Source organism: Orenia sp. (assembly GCF_055140805.1).
Genome location: NZ_JBSQYM010000061.1, coordinates 1 through 17,103 on the forward strand (window position 1 = coordinate 1; position 17,103 = coordinate 17,103).

At 34.7% G+C, this 17,103-nt stretch carries 14 protein-coding genes, 1 pseudogene and 2 riboswitches; of the genes and pseudogenes, 3 read left to right on the top strand and 12 right to left on the bottom strand.

Going from position 1 to position 17,103, the window contains the following annotated elements:
• Window positions 1–675: 675 nt before the first annotated feature.
• Both ACTCDL_RS07790 and ACTCDL_RS07795 read left to right on the top strand, forming a co-directional pair.
• Window positions 676–1,371, top strand: coding sequence for a TrmB family transcriptional regulator (locus ACTCDL_RS07790; protein ID WP_463175609.1), 696 nt, complete (start codon window positions 676–678; stop codon window positions 1,369–1,371).
• A gap of 1 nt (window position 1,372) precedes the next feature.
• On the top strand, window positions 1,373–2,614 hold the full coding sequence (locus ACTCDL_RS07795) for a diaminopimelate decarboxylase (protein ID WP_463175595.1): 1,242 nt from the start codon (window positions 1,373–1,375) through the stop codon (window positions 2,612–2,614).
• A 64-nt stretch (window positions 2,615–2,678) separates the two neighbouring features.
• Here ACTCDL_RS07795 and msrB read toward each other — a convergent pair whose 3' ends face one another.
• The 12 genes from msrB to ACTCDL_RS07855 all read right to left on the bottom strand — a co-directional run bounded on the left by msrB (window position 2,679) and on the right by ACTCDL_RS07855 (window position 16,209).
• Window positions 2,679–3,104: a peptide-methionine (R)-S-oxide reductase MsrB gene (gene msrB, locus ACTCDL_RS07800; protein ID WP_463175596.1), complete on the bottom strand. Its 426-nt coding sequence runs from the start codon at window positions 3,102–3,104 to the stop codon at window positions 2,679–2,681.
• Between the two features lie 202 nt (window positions 3,105–3,306).
• Window positions 3,307–4,875 (bottom strand): bifunctional phosphoribosylaminoimidazolecarboxamide formyltransferase/IMP cyclohydrolase, encoded by a 1,569-nt coding sequence (purH, locus tag ACTCDL_RS07805; protein WP_463175597.1) that lies wholly within the window; start codon window positions 4,873–4,875, stop codon window positions 3,307–3,309.
• A gap of 128 nt (window positions 4,876–5,003) precedes the next feature.
• The gene (gene purN / locus ACTCDL_RS07810; protein WP_463175598.1) at window positions 5,004–5,627 is read right to left on the bottom strand and encodes a phosphoribosylglycinamide formyltransferase; all 624 of its coding nucleotides are present in this window, start codon (window positions 5,625–5,627) and stop codon (window positions 5,004–5,006) included.
• A gap of 93 nt (window positions 5,628–5,720) precedes the next feature.
• Window positions 5,721–6,749: a phosphoribosylformylglycinamidine cyclo-ligase gene (purM, locus tag ACTCDL_RS07815; RefSeq protein ID WP_463175599.1), complete on the bottom strand. Its 1,029-nt coding sequence runs from the start codon at window positions 6,747–6,749 to the stop codon at window positions 5,721–5,723.
• Window positions 6,750–6,856: 107 nt separating this feature from the next.
• Complete coding sequence (purF, locus tag ACTCDL_RS07820; RefSeq protein WP_463175600.1) at window positions 6,857–8,284, bottom strand: amidophosphoribosyltransferase; 1,428 nt, start codon at window positions 8,282–8,284, stop codon at window positions 6,857–6,859.
• Window positions 8,285–8,377: 93 nt separating this feature from the next.
• Window positions 8,378–9,094, bottom strand: coding sequence for a phosphoribosylaminoimidazolesuccinocarboxamide synthase (gene purC, locus ACTCDL_RS07825; protein ID WP_463175602.1), 717 nt, complete (start codon window positions 9,092–9,094; stop codon window positions 8,378–8,380).
• A gap of 162 nt (window positions 9,095–9,256) precedes the next feature.
• Window positions 9,257–10,657 carry an adenylosuccinate lyase gene (purB, locus tag ACTCDL_RS07830; RefSeq protein WP_463175603.1) on the bottom strand — a complete coding sequence of 467 codons (1,401 nt, stop codon included), beginning with the start codon at window positions 10,655–10,657 and terminating at the stop codon, window positions 9,257–9,259.
• 97 nt (window positions 10,658–10,754) lie between these two features.
• A riboswitch (purine riboswitch) is annotated at window positions 10,755–10,857 on the bottom strand.
• A 93-nt stretch (window positions 10,858–10,950) separates the two neighbouring features.
• Window positions 10,951–11,472 carry a 5-(carboxyamino)imidazole ribonucleotide mutase gene (gene purE / locus ACTCDL_RS07835; RefSeq protein ID WP_463175604.1) on the bottom strand — a complete coding sequence of 174 codons (522 nt, stop codon included), beginning with the start codon at window positions 11,470–11,472 and terminating at the stop codon, window positions 10,951–10,953.
• 113 nt (window positions 11,473–11,585) lie between these two features.
• Window positions 11,586–12,746, bottom strand: a complete 1,161-nt coding sequence (locus tag ACTCDL_RS07840) for a 5-(carboxyamino)imidazole ribonucleotide synthase (RefSeq protein ID WP_463175605.1) — start codon at window positions 12,744–12,746, stop codon at window positions 11,586–11,588.
• A gap of 225 nt (window positions 12,747–12,971) precedes the next feature.
• Complete coding sequence (gene purD / locus ACTCDL_RS07845; protein WP_463175606.1) at window positions 12,972–14,237, bottom strand: phosphoribosylamine--glycine ligase; 1,266 nt, start codon at window positions 14,235–14,237, stop codon at window positions 12,972–12,974.
• Window positions 14,238–14,543: 306 nt separating this feature from the next.
• Window positions 14,544–14,645: riboswitch (purine riboswitch) on the bottom strand.
• Between the two features lie 403 nt (window positions 14,646–15,048).
• Window positions 15,049–15,582, bottom strand: a complete 534-nt coding sequence (locus tag ACTCDL_RS07850) for a tetratricopeptide repeat protein (protein WP_463175607.1) — start codon at window positions 15,580–15,582, stop codon at window positions 15,049–15,051.
• Between the two features lie 96 nt (window positions 15,583–15,678).
• On the bottom strand, window positions 15,679–16,209 hold the full coding sequence (locus ACTCDL_RS07855; RefSeq protein ID WP_463175608.1) for a hypothetical protein: 531 nt from the start codon (window positions 16,207–16,209) through the stop codon (window positions 15,679–15,681).
• Window positions 16,210–16,302: 93 nt separating this feature from the next.
• On the opposite strand from ACTCDL_RS07855, the pseudogene ACTCDL_RS07860 reads away from it, so the two are divergent.
• Window positions 16,303–17,050, top strand: a pseudogene (locus ACTCDL_RS07860) (IS30 family transposase).
• Window positions 17,051–17,103 lie beyond the last annotated feature (53 nt).

Genomic DNA, 17,103 nt, shown 5'->3' on the forward strand with positions numbered 1-17,103 from the left:
AAATATAATTATTATTTGATTTTAATTCGTGTGAATCTGTGTTAATTCGTGGCTAATAATTCTTTTATTTTTATTTCACTTTAAAGTTGGACATCTATAGAATACTTGCTTGCTTAAACATTAATTTTCTTCGGGTTAAAACCTTTTTGTTTACAAAATTATAGTTATACTCTATCAAATATACTATTATTAAAATATATTTTGATACTATGAGTATGAGCATACATATTGTATAAATATATAACTAATTTCCCCCTCTAGGTATTACAAGATGGTTAAACTCAAGTGTTCAATATTATTATTTTACAATAAATTTCAAATCGAAAAAATTACTGCTTGAACGAAGCAAAAATTGAGCAAGAATTTAGAGTTAAACTAAGTTTTAATTAAAAAGTATAGTAAATAATTATATTCATTATCTTCATTGCGAAGTGAGTTTAATTTTTTCTAGACCTTTTGGTTACTTTTATGGCAATGATAAAAGTAACACGGGAAAAGGCTGTTTTTTAGCCTTCCCGTAATAGTTTTTGATCTTAATATTTAAAGCTTATTCTAGCTATAATACCCCAAATTCCTGTTGACATAATTCAACAAATGTTATATAGTGTTCTTATAAAGAACCACTAAAATATAAGTGCTATCTGATTTAGTAGTTAGGAGGTTTTTTCTATAGATATACAAGAGTCACTTACATACTTTAACCTTACCAGACAAGAAGCAACTATCTATATAACATTATCTATCAATGGTGCTATGACAGGTTATGAGGTAGCTAAAGAGACAGGAATCTCACGTTCCAATGTCTACACCAATCTAGCCAGTCTAGTGGAAAAAGGGGCTGCTCATCTAATTGAAGAGAAGGCAAAGAAATATACCCCTATACCTATTGATGAGTTCTGTGATAATAAGATTAGGCAGATGAAAGAGTTAAAGGTTAAATTGATAGAAAACATGCCCAAACGTCAAGCAGAAGACAATGGCTATATCACTGTACAGGGCAAAATAAATATCTTAGATAAGATAAAAAATATGATTAGCCAAGCCAAGGAACGTATTTATATATCTATATCTAATGAAACTATGGAGACAATACTGCCCTACTTAAAAAAATCTATCTCCAAAGGGCTTAAAGTGGTGATAATAAGTGAAAGACCATTTAAACTTGAAGGTGCAGTGATCTATTATGCTAAAAGAGAAGAATATCAAATTAGGCTTATTGTCGATTCAACTAAGGTATTAACAGGAGAAATCATAGATGAGAATAACTCTACCTGTTTATATTCAAAAAAGCAGAATCTAGTAAATTTATTTAAAGAATCATTAAAAAATGAAATCAAACTAATAGAATTAACTAATAGGAAGGATGATTGAAGTGAAAAAACCCTTTGTAAATTTAGAACAATTAAAAGAGATAACTCAAGAGTACCCTACTCCTTTTCATCTATATGATGAGAAAGGTATTAGAGAGAATGCACGTAAATTAAACGAAGCATTTGCTTGGAATGAAGGCTTCAAAGAGTATTTTGCTGTAAAAGCTACACCAAATCCAACAATCCTAAAGATATTACAAGAAGAAGGTTGTGGAGTAGACTGTTCTTCACTTACTGAGCTGATGATGTCTGAAAAAGTTGGCTTTAGTGGAGATGATATCATGTTCTCCTCAAATGTTACACCTAGAGAAGACTTTGAATTGGCAAGCAAGTTAGATGCTATTATTAACCTTGATGATATTACCCATATTGACTTCTTAGAAGAAGTTACTGGTGAAATTCCAGAGACTATTAGCTGTCGCTATAATCCAGGCAACAACTTCAAAAGTGATAATGATATTATGGACAATCCTGCTGAGGCAAAGTATGGCTTTACTTATGAGCAATTAGTCGAAGGGTTCAACAAGCTACAAGAGAAAGGTGCTAAACACTTTGGAATCCACGCCTTTCTAGCTAGTAATACTGTAGCTAATGAATACTATCCTGCTCTTGCTAAAATCCTATTTGAAACTGCTGTTAAATTAAACCAAGAAACAGGTGCTCATATCTCCTTTATCAACTTATCTGGTGGTGTTGGTATCCCTTATCGTCCTGAGGAAGAAACAGCTGATATCTTAGCTATCGGTGAAGGAGTTCGTCAAGCCTATGAAGAGATACTTGTCCCAGCTGGAATGGATGATGTGGCTATCTGCACTGAATTAGGTAGATTTATGTTAGGACCTTACGGTCATCTTGTGACTACTGCAATCCATGAGAAAAATATCCATAAAGATTATATTGGATTAGATGCTTGTGCTGCAAACTTAATGCGCCCTGCTATGTATGGTGCTTATCACCATATCACAGTAATGGGTAAAGAAAATGAACCTAATGATCACAAGTATGATGTGACAGGTGGATTATGTGAAAATAATGATAAATTTGCAATAGATCGGATGCTACCAAAGATTGATAAAGGCGATCTAGTAGTCATTCATGATACTGGTGCCCATGGTTTTGCAATGGGATATAACTATAATGGTAAGCTACGTTCTGCAGAGGTTCTTCTAAAAGAAGATGGATCAACTCAGCTAATAAGAAGAGCAGAGACACCTGAAGATTATTTTGCAACATTGGATATATAAATCTATTCTATTGATTAATATAAATTAAAGGAGGCCTATCTGGCCTCCTTTAATTTATCTATCTTTATTCAAATTCCTCCAAGAACTCTTCATATCCCTCTTTTTCTAATTTATCTTTAGGAATAAACCTTAAAGCAGCTGAATTAAGACAATACCTTAGCCCTGTTGGCTCTGGACCATCTTCAAAGACATGACCCAAATGTGAGTCTGCTTCCTTGCTTCGCACCTCTATTCTAGTAGAAAATAGCTTATGATCCTCTTTCTCTACAATATTCTTCGCAACTAGAGGTTTAGTAAAGCTAGGCCAGCCACTTCCCGATTTAAACTTGTCCTTGGAGCTAAATAAAGGTTCTCCTGAGACTATATCTACATAAATTCCTTCATCATAATTATCCCAATATTCATTTTTAAAAGGAGCTTCTGTACCTTCCTCTTGAGTAACTTTATATTGTATATCGGTCAACTTCTTTTTAAGCTCTTGTTTAGACATCCTTTTTACCTCCTCTTTAATTTTTTAATAAGTAATGACCTGTAAACTTAAAATCAAGTATATCGTTAATAGTATCATAGCGTAAATAGATTATTATTTCAAACCAAAGCATCTATAGAAGAAAGAAGAGGGTGATTACAATGTATTGTAATCACCCTCTTCAAAGATTAGTATATTCACTTTTATTTCTATTTATATACTTTTAATGTTTAAAGTGTCTTCTACCTGTAAACACCATGGCAATTCCATGCTCATTACAAGCTTCAATTACTTGTTCGTCTCTGATAGAACCACCTGGTTGAATGACAGCTTTGATTCCCTTCTTAGCAGCTTCTTCGATAGCATCTGGGAATGGGAAGAAAGCATCTGAGGCTACTACTCCACCCTCTTGGCGTCCATCAGCCTTCATTCCAGCAATAATCATTGAATCAACTCGGCTCATCTGACCAGCTCCTACACCTACTACCATCTGATCCTTCGCCATCACAATGGCATTAGATTTAACATGCTTAACTACCTTCCAAGCAAATAATAGGTCTTGCAATTGCTCTTCAGTAGGCTTAACCTCAGTTACTACTTTTAATTCATCTTCAGTAGTTTCAACTACATCTCTATCTTGAACCAATAATCCACCAGTTACCTTCTTCATATCATAACCTGGCTTTTCACGATTGATAAATAAGTCACCAGTCTCTAAGATTCGTACATTCTTCCATCTAGCTTTAAGAATCTCTAAGGCTTTATCAGTATAACCAGGAGCTATTACAACCTCGACAAACTTACCTTCTCCTGCAATCCCCTTAGCCACATCCTCTGTCACCTCACGATTAAGAGCTACGATACTACCATAAGCAGATAATGGATCTCCTGCATAACCTTTCTCATAGGCTTCTAATAAAGTATCTCCAACTCCCATACCACAAGGGTTAGCATGCTTAATTACTGCAACCGCAGGCTTATCAGTAAACTCTTTGACTAATTCAAAAGCACCATTAGTATCATTGATATTATTAAAGGATAGCTCTTTACCATGATGTTGCTTAGCTGTAGTGATTGAAGGTTCAGTAAGATCTTTCTCCTTATAAAAAGCAGCCTGCTGATGTGGATTCTCTCCATATCTTAAATCAGAGATCTTCTCATATCTATCTAGCATAACCTCTGGCAATCCTTCATCATCTTTTAACTGCTTAGCCAAATAATCTTGGATTAAATGGTCATATTGTGCTGTATGATGGAAGGCCTTATAGGATAGCTCCATCTTTCTGTCAACAGCTAAAGCAGTATCATTAGCTTCTAATTCTTCTAAGATTCCAGTATAATCACTTGGGTCAACAACTACTGCTACATCATTGAAGTTCTTGGCAGCAGAACGGATCATAGTTGGACCACCGATATCGATATTCTCGATAGCCTCCTCTAAAGTAACACCTTCCTTAGCAATAGTCTCAGCAAAAGGATAGAGGTTACAGACAATCAAATCAATCGGCTTAATCCCTTCAGCCTTAATCTGCTTCATATGCTCCTCATTATCTCTAACTGCTAAGATACCTCCATGTACTGCAGGGTGTAAAGTCTTAACCCTTCCATCCATCATCTCTGGAAAGTTTGTCACCTCACTGATTCCTATTACAGGTAACCCCTCTTCCTTTAGCTTTCTAGCAGTTCCACCAGTAGAGATTAAGCTAACACCTAACTTATGTAGTCCTTTGGCAAACTCAACAATCCCCTCTTTGTTAGAAACACTCAACAATGCTTGACGAATCTTAGCCATTAATTCTCACTCCCCCTTATTTTTAGTTTACAGTGTACAGTTGACAGTTTACAGTAAAATAATTCATATACTATTGATTTCTTAACTTTAGTCTTTTATTCCTTTGATCTAATAAAATAACTTTAGTTTTATAACTGTTCACTCTCAACTGCCTTTATCTTTACTTTCCCATCCTTTACTTCCACTCTACCTTCACTGAACAATCTAATTGCTTCAGGGTAGATTCGATGCTCTTCTACTAAAATTCTCTTAGCCAAAGTCTCCTCTGTATCATCATCCTTGACAGGTACCGCTGCCTGTAGAATAATTGGACCTGTATCCATCCCTTCATCAGCAAAATGAACGGTACAGCCAGCCAGCTTGACCCCATAATCTAAGGCCTGCTTTTGAGCATGTAAGCCTGTAAATGATGGTAATAAAGAAGGATGGATATTCATCACTCTATTTCGATAGTATCTCACAAAATATGGGGTCAATATTCTCATAAATCCTGCCATTACTACTAACTCTACTCCATGCTCCTTAAGTACATCTATCATTGCCTGTTCAAAGTTCTCTTTACTATCATAAGCTTTAGGATTAATGTATTTATTAGCTATACCATACTTAGCTGCTCTATCTAATGCCTTAGCTCCTGCTTTATCACTAATAACTACTTTAATCTCAGCCTGTAGCTCTCCTGCTTCTATACTATCTATAATTGATTGTAAGTTACTTCCCCGTCCTGAAGCCAATACTCCAATCTTTAACATCTACTCCACCTCAATCTTTACAATGTGGGTGCTTAGTGTCAGTGTGAGTTTAGATAATAATTTCTTCACTCCCACTCTCCACTCACACTCACACTATTTAATTTCGACTTTTTTGTCTCCTTCTTGCACCTCACCGATTAAATAAGCCTGCTCGCCTAACTTATTAGCCTCTTCAACTACAGCATCTGCTTCTTTGGCAGGAACTATCAAAACCATACCGATTCCCATATTGAAGGTACGACACATCTCTCTATCTTCTATCTTACCAAGTTTTTGCATGATATTGAATATCTCTGGTACGTCCCAACTAGATCTATCTAAGACAACCTTAGTATTATCAGGTAAGACTCTAGGAATATTCTCGATTAATCCCCCACCAGTAATATGAGCAATACCTCTAATTTGATACTTGTTAATTAACTCTAAAACAGGCTTAACATAGATTCTAGTAGGTGTTAATAGCTCCTCACCTAAAGTAGCCTCTAAGCCTTCTAATTGACTATCAACATCATAGTCTTCTATCTCAAAAAAGAGCTTACGTACTAGAGAATAACCGTTACTGTGAATACCATTAGAAGCCAGTCCAATTACTTTATCTCCAGCTTGAATCTTCTCCCCAGTGATTACCTTTGGCTTATCAACAATCCCGACTACAAAGCCACCTGCATCATACTCACCATCACTATAAAAGTCTGGCATCTCAGCAGTCTCTCCACCAATTAGAGCTGCACCTGACTGCTGACAGCCTTCTGCAATTCCTTTAACGATATCCTCAACTTTATCAGGATTTAATTTGCCTGTTGCCAGATAATCTAAGAAGAATAATGGCTTAGCACCTTGAGCTAGGATATCATTGACACACATAGCTACCAAATCTATCCCCACAGTGTCATGCTTATCCATCATAAAGGCCAACTTCAACTTAGTACCCACACCGTCAGTTCCTGATACTAAGACTGGCTGCTCATAGCCACTTAAATCTGGTGCAAATAAACCGCCAAAGCCGCCTAAATCAGTCAGTACCTCTGGTCCAAAGGTAGCTTTAACATGCTTACCCATCTTACTTACTGCAGCTTCTCCCGCTTCAATATCTACTCCAGCATCTTTATAAGATAATCCCATTTTACTTCACCCCGTTTTATCAGTTTATAATGTACAGTATAGAATTGACAGTTAAAATCAACACCTTAAAAACCCTAATTGTAAATTGTACATTGCTAATTATCAATTTATTCTTCTAATGCGTACTTATCAGTTCCTCTACCTATTGGATAATCCCCATTAAAGCAAGCAGTGCAATAATCAAATCCTTCAGCCTTAATTGAGTTCAATAAGCCCTCTATACTCACATAGGTTAAAGAATCTGCACCAATATAATTAGCAATCTCCTCAACACTATTATGAGCAGCAATTAGCTCTTGTCGTCTAGAGGTATCTAAACCATAATAGCAGGACTCAATTACAGGAGGTGATGAGATAGCAAAGTGAATTTCACTTGCTCCCGCTTCTCTCATCATTCTAATAATTTGCTTACTAGTAGTACCTCTAACGATAGAGTCATCAATTAAGATAACTCTTTTTCCTTCAACAATCTCTCTAATTGGGTTTAATTTTACCCTTACCTTTAAATCTCTAATCTCTTGGTTAGGTTGAATAAAGGTTCTTCCTACATATCTATTTCTTAAAATCCCCTTCTCATAAGAAATTCCTGACTCTTCAGCAAAACCTATTGCTGCTGAAATGCCTGAGCTTGGTACAGGAACTACAATATCAGCCTCAACATCCATCTCTCTTGCTAGCTGGCGCCCCATCTCTTTACGGGCTAAATGAACATTCTGACCACCAATTACACTATCAGGACGGGCAAAATAGATAAACTCAAAGACACAAAATCTAGAAGGCTGTTCTTCACTATAAAAACGACTAGTAATCCCATCTTTATTAATAATAACCATCTCACCAGGTTTAATATCTCGAATCAACTTAGCTCCAATGATATCAAAGGCACAGGTCTCTGAAGCTACTACATAAGCATCTCCTAATTTTCCTAAAGATAATGGTCTAAAACCATGAGGGTCACGAGCAGCAACTAAATTATCTCCAGCCATTGCAATTAGACTATATGCACCTTTAACCTGTTGTAAACTATGCATTAAAGCCTCAACAATATTATCCTTAAAGGAACGAGCTACTAAATGGGCAATAACCTCTGTATCTAGAGTAGAGTGGAAGATAGAACCTTGATTCTCTAAATTCAATCTAATCTCTGAACTGTTAATCAGATTACCATTATGAGCGATAGCCAAATCTCCCTTGATTGAGTTAGTCAATAAAGGTTGAGCATTTGCTAATAAGCTTGAACCAGTAGTGGAATAACGAACATGTCCAATTGCTACCTCTCCCTTTAAATCTGCCAAAATATCTTCATTAAAAATATTGTTAACTAAACCCATTCCTTTATAGATATTAAATTTTCCTCTATGATTAACACAAATTCCTGCACTCTCTTGTCCACGATGTTGGAGGGCATGTAAGCCTAAATACGATAGTGTAGCTACATCAGTAGTTGAATTAGGATCATAAATCCCAAATACACCACATTCTTCTTCCATCTTATCTACTGGCATTCTCTCTTGGAGCGGATACTCTTTTTCCATCCTATTTCATCTCCTTCTAAGTTCACTAATTAGCAACTAATAACAAATTAAAAAATTTAACAATTATTATTAAATTTAATCACTGATTACTCGTTAGCTGTTACTGCCTTCAAGCCTTTTTAAAATCTCTTGGTAAGCACCTTCTACTTCTCCTAAATCTCTACGGAAACGGTCCTTATCTAACTTCTTTTTAGTCTTGCTATCCCAAAAACGACAAGTATCAGGAGAGATTTCATCACCTAAATAGACTTGTCCATCTGCACCTTTACCAAACTCTAATTTAAAGTCTACTAAGTCTATACCTTTATCTGCTAAAAAGTCTACTAATATTTCATTGATTTTAAAAGCTAAATCCTTAATAGTATCTAGTTCTTCTTTTGTAGCCAATTCCTCTGCATAAATGTGATATTCATTAATCATTGGGTCTCCCAATTCATCACTCTTATAATAAAATTCTAAAACTGGCTTTTTAAGTTCAACTCCCTCTTCTAGTCCTAACCTCTTAGCAAGACTTCCAGCAGCAATATTTCTCATTACTACCTCTACTAAGATAATATCTAACTTCTTAGTTAAAACATCAGTTTCATTAAGTTGTTCTACTAAATGTGTAGGAATACCTTTCTCTTCTAATAATTCAAAGAAGATAGTAGAAATTTTAGCATTTAACTTACCCTTTTCACTAATCTGACCCTTCTTCTCACCATTAAAAGCCGTTGCATCATCTTTGTATTCAACAATTACCTTATCAGTGTCTTCGGTACTATAAATCTTTTTAGCCTTTCCTTCATAAAGCATCTCTATTTTTTCCATTAAGATACACTCCCTAAGTTCTATTTTAGTTTACAGTGTACAATTGACCGTTGACAGTTAAGTTCAAAACCATTAAACCTATTAAAATATATAATTGAATTTTTTAACTGTAAACTGTAAACCGTCAACTGTTAACTAGAAAAGTATTATTTTACCTTTCTATTACCCCAACTCTATACCTAACTTTTCACTCCAATACTCTACAACTTTTTCTGTCTTCTCTGAAGCAATCCCGATATACTTTTCTGGATTGATTAATAATTCCATCTGTTTATCAGTTAGTCTATCCCAATAAGGCTTTAATTCGTCGCTTTTTTGGATTAATTCTCTTAAAGTCTCACCCGTTTGTTGAGATTCTAGAGTCATTTTCCTTACTGCTTCATGAGCATCAGGATGACCATAGGAAGCCAACAGGATATAAAGCGGTTCTGCTACTATCATCTCTTTATTCATTTCAAAGTTTCTCTTAATATTTTCATGGTCTACTACTAGCTTTTCACATACTCTGATTAAGCGATTTACCGAGGATAATAGACCTACTATAATTTCGGGTATAAATCTACTAGAAGCCGAATTAGTTAAATCTCTTTGATGTTCTGATAACTGATCTTGATAGACTGTTACCATATGTGGCATGAAGGCTTTCCACATACTCTTAACATTCTCATAATTGATTGGGTTTCTCTTATGAGGCATAGTTGAAGAACCAACTTGATCCTTTCCGAAGTGTTCACCAACTTCACCAATCTCGGAACGCTGTAAGTGGCGCATATCATCACTAAAGCTTGCTAATACTCCAAAAGCAGAGATTAATGAATGGACAAAATCAGTGATATACTCTGGCTCTACAATTTGAGTAGAATGGGTACTTGCTTTTAATCCCATTTCTGCTAAAACATCAGCCTCAAATTCTTCAGGTTTATCAAAGAATAGGTGGCTTGCATTATAAGCACCTACAGCTCCAGATATCTTTCCTCTTAGATTCTTGGCACTCTCTTCTACTGCTTGAATCTTATTAGCAAAACGGCTGACATACTCCGCTACTGCAAAGCCAAAGGTAACTGGTACTGCATGCTGCCCATGAGTTCTACCAACTTGAACTGTATCTTTCTCTCTTAAAGCAATCTCCATTAAAACCTTTTCTAACTTTTTTAAGGTTGGTACAATTAACTCTTCAGCAGTCTCTTTATACCTTAAAGAGTTGGCTGTATCGACTATATCAAAAGAGGTGGTTGTAAAATGAATATAAGGCTTAGCATCTTCACTAACTCTTTTTTGAATACAATTGACTAAAGCTCTAATATTATGTCTAGTCTTCTTCTCTTCAGCATATACTTCCTCTGGACTAAGCTCACTTATAGCCTGCTCAACTTCTTGAACTACTTTATCAGAACAGATTCCATTCTTAGCTAATGCTTTTACTAAAGCTAGTTCTACCTCTGATTGGTATCTTATCTTTGCTCTCTCGGATAAATATCTACTATACTCTTCAAACTCCTCACTTCTCATCGAATAGCGATGATCTAAAGGACTAATGTTATCAAAAATGCTACGACTTATCATCTTATACCTCCTATATAATTTCACTCTTTGATTTTTTATAAAAAAGCCTAATTATAACCTCCACTACTTTATTAGAAGGTATAATTAGGCATAAAATTCCCCAATAAACTTCCTCAAGTAGTCAGACAGTTTACGGCTGTCTGGTAGAAACGTGTAGGCCCTATCCCCACATATATACCGAGCAACAATATTCGTTTTTAATTTATTTACAACTCTATAATAACATATCAAAACTATTATATCAATAAATTAACGAATATTTTAATAGTTAACTATTAAAATATTCGTTATGATTATTTTTCTTTATCAGCTAAGTACTTCTCAGCACCTAAACTCTCCAATTTAGTTGCTACACCTTCAACCATCTCTTTCATATCAGCTTTATATTCCTTATACTTAACTCTCAATTCTTTATCTACTCCACCTAAGATTTGAACTGCTAATAATCCTGCATTTTTAGCACCATTAATTGCTACAGTAGCTACTGGCACCCCACCTGGCATCTGAACAATTGAGTATAATGAGTCAATTCCATTTAGAGTAGATGTCTTAACTGGAACTCCAATTACTGGAAGACTAGTAATAGCTGCTACCATTCCTGGCAGATGAGCTGCTCCACCTGCTCCAGCAATAATTACCTCTAAGCCTTTATCTTCTGCCTTTTTAGCATAATCATATAGTCGCTTAGGAGTACGATGAGCTGATACAACTGTAACTTCATAAGGCACTCCAAACTCTTCCATAATCTTCACAGCCTCTTTCATTACTGGTAAATCAGAATCACTTCCCATGATAATACCAACAAGTGGTTTCATAAATTTAATCCCCCTTTAATTAGTGTGTGTGAGTTAGCAAGTGTGACTAAAATCTTACAAGATGCTTAATTTCTTAAGCACCTACCCTCACTCACACTGACCACTCACACTAATTATTGCTCTCCAACAATTTTAATCACTTTACTTGCATCTTCTGCCTTCTTGATTGCTTCTATTAGATTATCACTTGTAACTGTAAAATGCCCCATCTTCCTCTTAGGCTTAGATATCTCTTTACCATAAACATGAACTTTAAGGGCAGTTTCTCTAGATGCCTCTACCATTCCCTCAACAATAGCTGCTCCTTGCTTCCCTTCTCCTAGAATATTTCTCATCACTATTGGTCGTAATAAAGCTGTCGCTCCTAAAGGTAATCCAGTAATTGCTCTAATATGCTGTTCAAATTGGGAAGTAATCGAACCTTCAATAGTATAATGCCCAGAGTTATGAGGTCTTGGTGCTATCTCATTAATTAATAACCTTTCATCTTCTGTTACAAACATTTCTATACAGAAGATACCTACACCTTCAAAGACCTCCATTACCTGATGAGCTAAGCTAATAGCATCTTCTTTAAGAGTATCTGAAATCTCTGCTGGCACTCTAGTTTCAATTAGGATACTATCTTGGTGATCATTCTCAGCGACAGGATAAACAGCTATCTCTCCATCAATTCCTCGACAAGCCAAGATAGAAATCTCTTTAATGAAGGGTACAAAGCGTTCTATCATTAGCGGTAAACTACCTGCTCCTAAACTTTCATAAGCTTGTACTACCTCATCTTGATTCTTAATTATTGCATTACCCTTACCATCATAACCTCCAGTACAGCTCTTTAGCATCATCGGGTAAGCAAACTCTTCTCCTGCACTTTTAATCTCATCTATATTTGAAACTGAAATAAAATCTGGAACTGCTATATTATTTACTGCTAATACCTCTTTTTGATTATATTTATTCTGTATTATCTCTAAGCTTTTGATAGTAGGGTAGATTTTATACCCTTCATCTTCTAACTCTTTTAATACTTCTACACCAATGTGTTCAAACTCATAAGTTATAACATCAGCTTTATTGGCCAACTCTCTAATAGCCTCTTCATCATCAAAATCAGCAACAATATGCTCATCAGCTATACTATGAGCAGGACAGTTTTTGGTTGGGTCTAAAATTATGATCTTAAAATCCATCTTCTTAGCTTCTAAAATCATCATCTTCCCTAGCTGTCCACCACCGATAATTCCTATCTTCTGCTTAGTTGGATCTATAAACATTTTAACACCTCACTTTGTATATAGTGTCAGTGTGGGTGTGAGTGTGAAAATAAAATCATTTTACTACTCACTACTCACTATTCACCCTACGAGTTCTATGAACTCTTCATGATGGGACATTTGAAATCTGGATTCCACGAAGAGTCTTTGTTTTTTTAAAGACTCGTAGAGAAAAATTCCCGACCGAATTTTTCCTATCCACTCATCACTTGTTACTCGTCACTATTATTTAATTGCTTTAGCTCCAATATCAGTTCTATAATGAGCATCAGCAAAATCTATCTTCTTAACCCCTTCATAAGCTCTATCAATAGTAGCTTGGTATCCATTACCTAAGGCAGTTACTCCTAATACTCGTCCGCCTGCTGTTACTAACTTGTCATCTTTAAAGTCTGTCCCTGCTTGAAAGACTATAATATCCTCAGCTTCAGCTTCTTTTATACCATTAATCTCTTTTCCTTTCTCATAAGCAACTGGATATCCACCTGAAGCCATAATTACACATACACTTGTCTGTTGTAACCATTCTACATCTACTCCATCTAGTTTCTCTTCAATTATTGCTTCCATGATATCTACTAAATCATTCTTTAATAGAGGTAATACCACCTCTGCCTCTGGATCACCAAAACGAACATTATATTCTATAACCTTTGCTTCTCCATCTACTATCATCAATCCACTGTATAGAACACCCTTAAAAGTAATTCCTTCTTTCTTTAAACCTTCAATAGTTGGTACTAAAATCTCTTCATAAACCTTTGCCATTAGTTCTTCTGTAGCTATCGGTGCTGGAGCATATGCTCCCATTCCTCCTGTGTTAGGACCTTTATCTCCATCATAAGCGGGCTTATGATCTTGAGACGGAATCATTGGAACAATAGTCTCTCCATCAGTAAAAGCTAAGACCGTTGCTTCTTCTCCAGCTAAGAACTCTTCAACTACGATTCGCTCTCCAGCCTCGCCAAACTTCTCATTGACCATAATCTCCTCTACAGCTTTCACAGCTTCATCTACAGTTTGAGCAACAATTACCCCCTTGCCTGCTGCTAACCCTTCAGCCTTAACCACAATAGGAGCCCCTTCTTTCTTAATATAATCAATAGCTTCTTTAGCATCAGCAAAACTCTCATACTTTGCCGTAGGAATATTATATTTTCTCATAAAGTCTTTAGAAAATACTTTACTACCTTCTAATTGAGCAGCTGCTTGATTGGGACCAAAAACCTTTAACCCCTCTTCCTCAAAAGCATCAACAACTCCTGCCACCAAAGGCGCTTCTGGTCCTACTACTGTCAAATCAATTTTTTCTTCTTTACCAAACTCAATTAGTTTATTAATATCAGTTGCTTCTATATCTATATTTTCAGCTAAATCTGCTGTTCCAGCATTACCTGGAGCTACATATATCTTCTCTACTCTCGTACTCTGTTTCAATTTCCAGACTAAAGCATGTTCACGACCGCCGTTACCTAGAACTAATATCTTCATCTAACCCCTCCATTTATATAATTTTATAGTTTCACGTGAAACATCTATCTTCTTTTATCATTATTTAAACATAGGAAAGCCCAGACAGGGAAACTCTACTAACTAAGAGTAGAACCTCCCCGCCTGGGCTTTTATCCCTTCGGTGTAATAACTGAGCATCTGTACCGCTTGGACCAGCCATTAAAACAGTTTACGATTTACAGTTTACGGTTTACAGTTAAATTCAAAATCTAAACTTAAAGAAATTAATTTTAAGACTTTAACTGTCAACTGTACACTATCAACTGTCAACTATCCTATGCGGAACCCTAGGTACACTTCCCTCATAGTCAGGTAGTTTACGGCTACCTGGTAGATACTTGTAAGCCCTATTCTTACACTTATATGAGGCATATTCGACTATTCTAGTCATATAATAACAAATTAAAGTTCCTTAGTCAATAAAAATACGAATAATAGAATAAATATAAGAAATAAAATTCATCATATAATTAATTAAATATCACAACTTATCTAATCAATATACTTCTATTAAGGTTCAGGCCTTATCTCTTCATAACTATAATCTAATATTATATATAGAAACTGGTAAAGATGTTATATCAATAATTTTAAAACCAAAAGAACAAACAGGAATAATTTGTTGCCACGAATCGCATTAATCTTCACGAATTATTTCAAAATAATTTCAAACATTAAATTAGTTTTTTGATTTTATTCGTATTTAATTTGTGCTAATTCATGGCTAAATAAATTTAAATTCTTTTTCGTATTTTATATACAATTAAGTTTTATTCAATTTATGCTTATTTTACTTATTATTCTTTTCATATTCTAATATCCTATTATAAATCTTTTTTAATCTCTCATCATTTGGGTTATCCCGCATCTTTTTCTCTACTTGGGCTTTAGCATCTCCTAAATCTAACCTACTTTCTACATATCCTTTATCAATCCTTTTAGCTTTTAAATAATAACGATAAGCAGAAATATATTTACCCTTCCAAAAATAACTAGTTGCTAAATTAATATATGCCTTTATATAATTTTCTTTTAAAGATATAGCTTTCTTAAAGGCTTCTATAGCTTTATCGTATTTTTTTAATCTATAATAACTAGCACCTAGATTATTGTAAGCTACTGCATACCTTGGATTTATTTCTATTACTTCCTCAAATATCTTTATAGCTTCATTATAATCAGCAGATTCTAGCATGTGATATCCCTCTAAATTATATATTTTACACTCTATCATACTTTTATCATTAGCATAGACAATATTATTTAAGAATAATATGATTAAAGCTATTTTTACTACTAATAATAACTTTTTATAAAAATTCATAAACAATCTCCTTATATACAATTATATAAAAAGCTCACCTCCAATACTTGATGAAGTGAGCTTAGAAAAATCAATTCTCTATTTTATCAATATAAATTATTGATTCACACTAATAGTATATGTCCCCAAAACTTTTGCATGAATACTTGTATTAGCTGGAATAGCAGCTTTCTCTCCTTTCATAAGTAGAAAAGGAAGACAGATAAGAAGTCCAACTCCTAATGAAAGAGCAGCCTTGTCTTCTCCTTCATTATACATTTTTCCTGATAAAGCTATGTCTGTTCCATCCACAGCTTTTACACTATTAACACTTATACCTAGCTTACCTGCTTTTCCTAGCATTCCATTTCTTTCTGAATAAGTAACTGTACCTAATGCCAATGAGCCAGCTTTTATAACTGTATTTCCATCAACAACTACATCTTGTACAACAGTAAGAGTAACTTCATCTCCCATATGTAAATTAGATGGATTTAATGTATTTGTAGTTTTAACAAGTACCAAATTTCCTGCCATCAATTTAACTTCCTTTGCTGCAAATACTCCTTGAGGTACTGTAAATACTATAGAAAAAGTCAAAATTAATGTAAAGATAATAAATTTTAAAAATACCTTATTATTTCTCAATTTAATCCCTCCTAAATTATTAATATTGATTTTGCTTCATTGTAAAATCAAATTGAACTAAATAAAAAATTCCATAGTGGACCGAACTGTAATATAATTGAATCACCACAAAACAAAAAGATTACAGGGACGGAATGTCTGCTTATGCCATTGCAAAACGCTTAGGTAGAGCCTCTAATACAATTAGAAATGAACTAAAACGTGGGACAGTCTCTCAAATCAAAGGAAATAAAACTGTTAAAGTTTATTTTCCTGATGTGGGTCAACGTGTTTATGAATCTAATCGTAAAAACTGTGGAGCTAAATTTAAGCTCTTAGAATGTGAAGCATTTATTAGTTATGCAACTGATTTATTCTATGAACAGAATCATTCCCTTGATGCTATCTGTGGGGCAGCAAGCAAGATTCAGTGTTGCTTACTATAACAGAGCGTATGACGCGTAAAGAGCTTATTTATAAAATTCCTGGTAAGAGAGTTGAATCAGTTCAAGCAGTAATATCTAATCTAATCAATCAAGCTGGAGATTACTTCTCAAAGATATTTAAAAGTTTCACTTGTGATAATGGCTCTGAATTTGCAGAGATGTCATCAATAGAACAAATTACTGATACTAAAGTATATTTTGCACATCCATATTCATCATGGGAAAGAGGAACTAACGAGCGACATAATGGGCTTATTAGACGCTTTATCCCTAAAGGTAAGAGCATTAACTCATTTTCTATTGAGTCTATTGCCAAAGTTCAAAACTGGTGTAATACTTTACCTAGAAAAGTATTAGACTACTTAACCCCTGATGAATCCTTTGAAGATCAGTTAAGAGATATCATATATAACTAGACATCCATATTATTACAGTTTGAGATTAGTTCAATTTATTATTGCAATTTAGA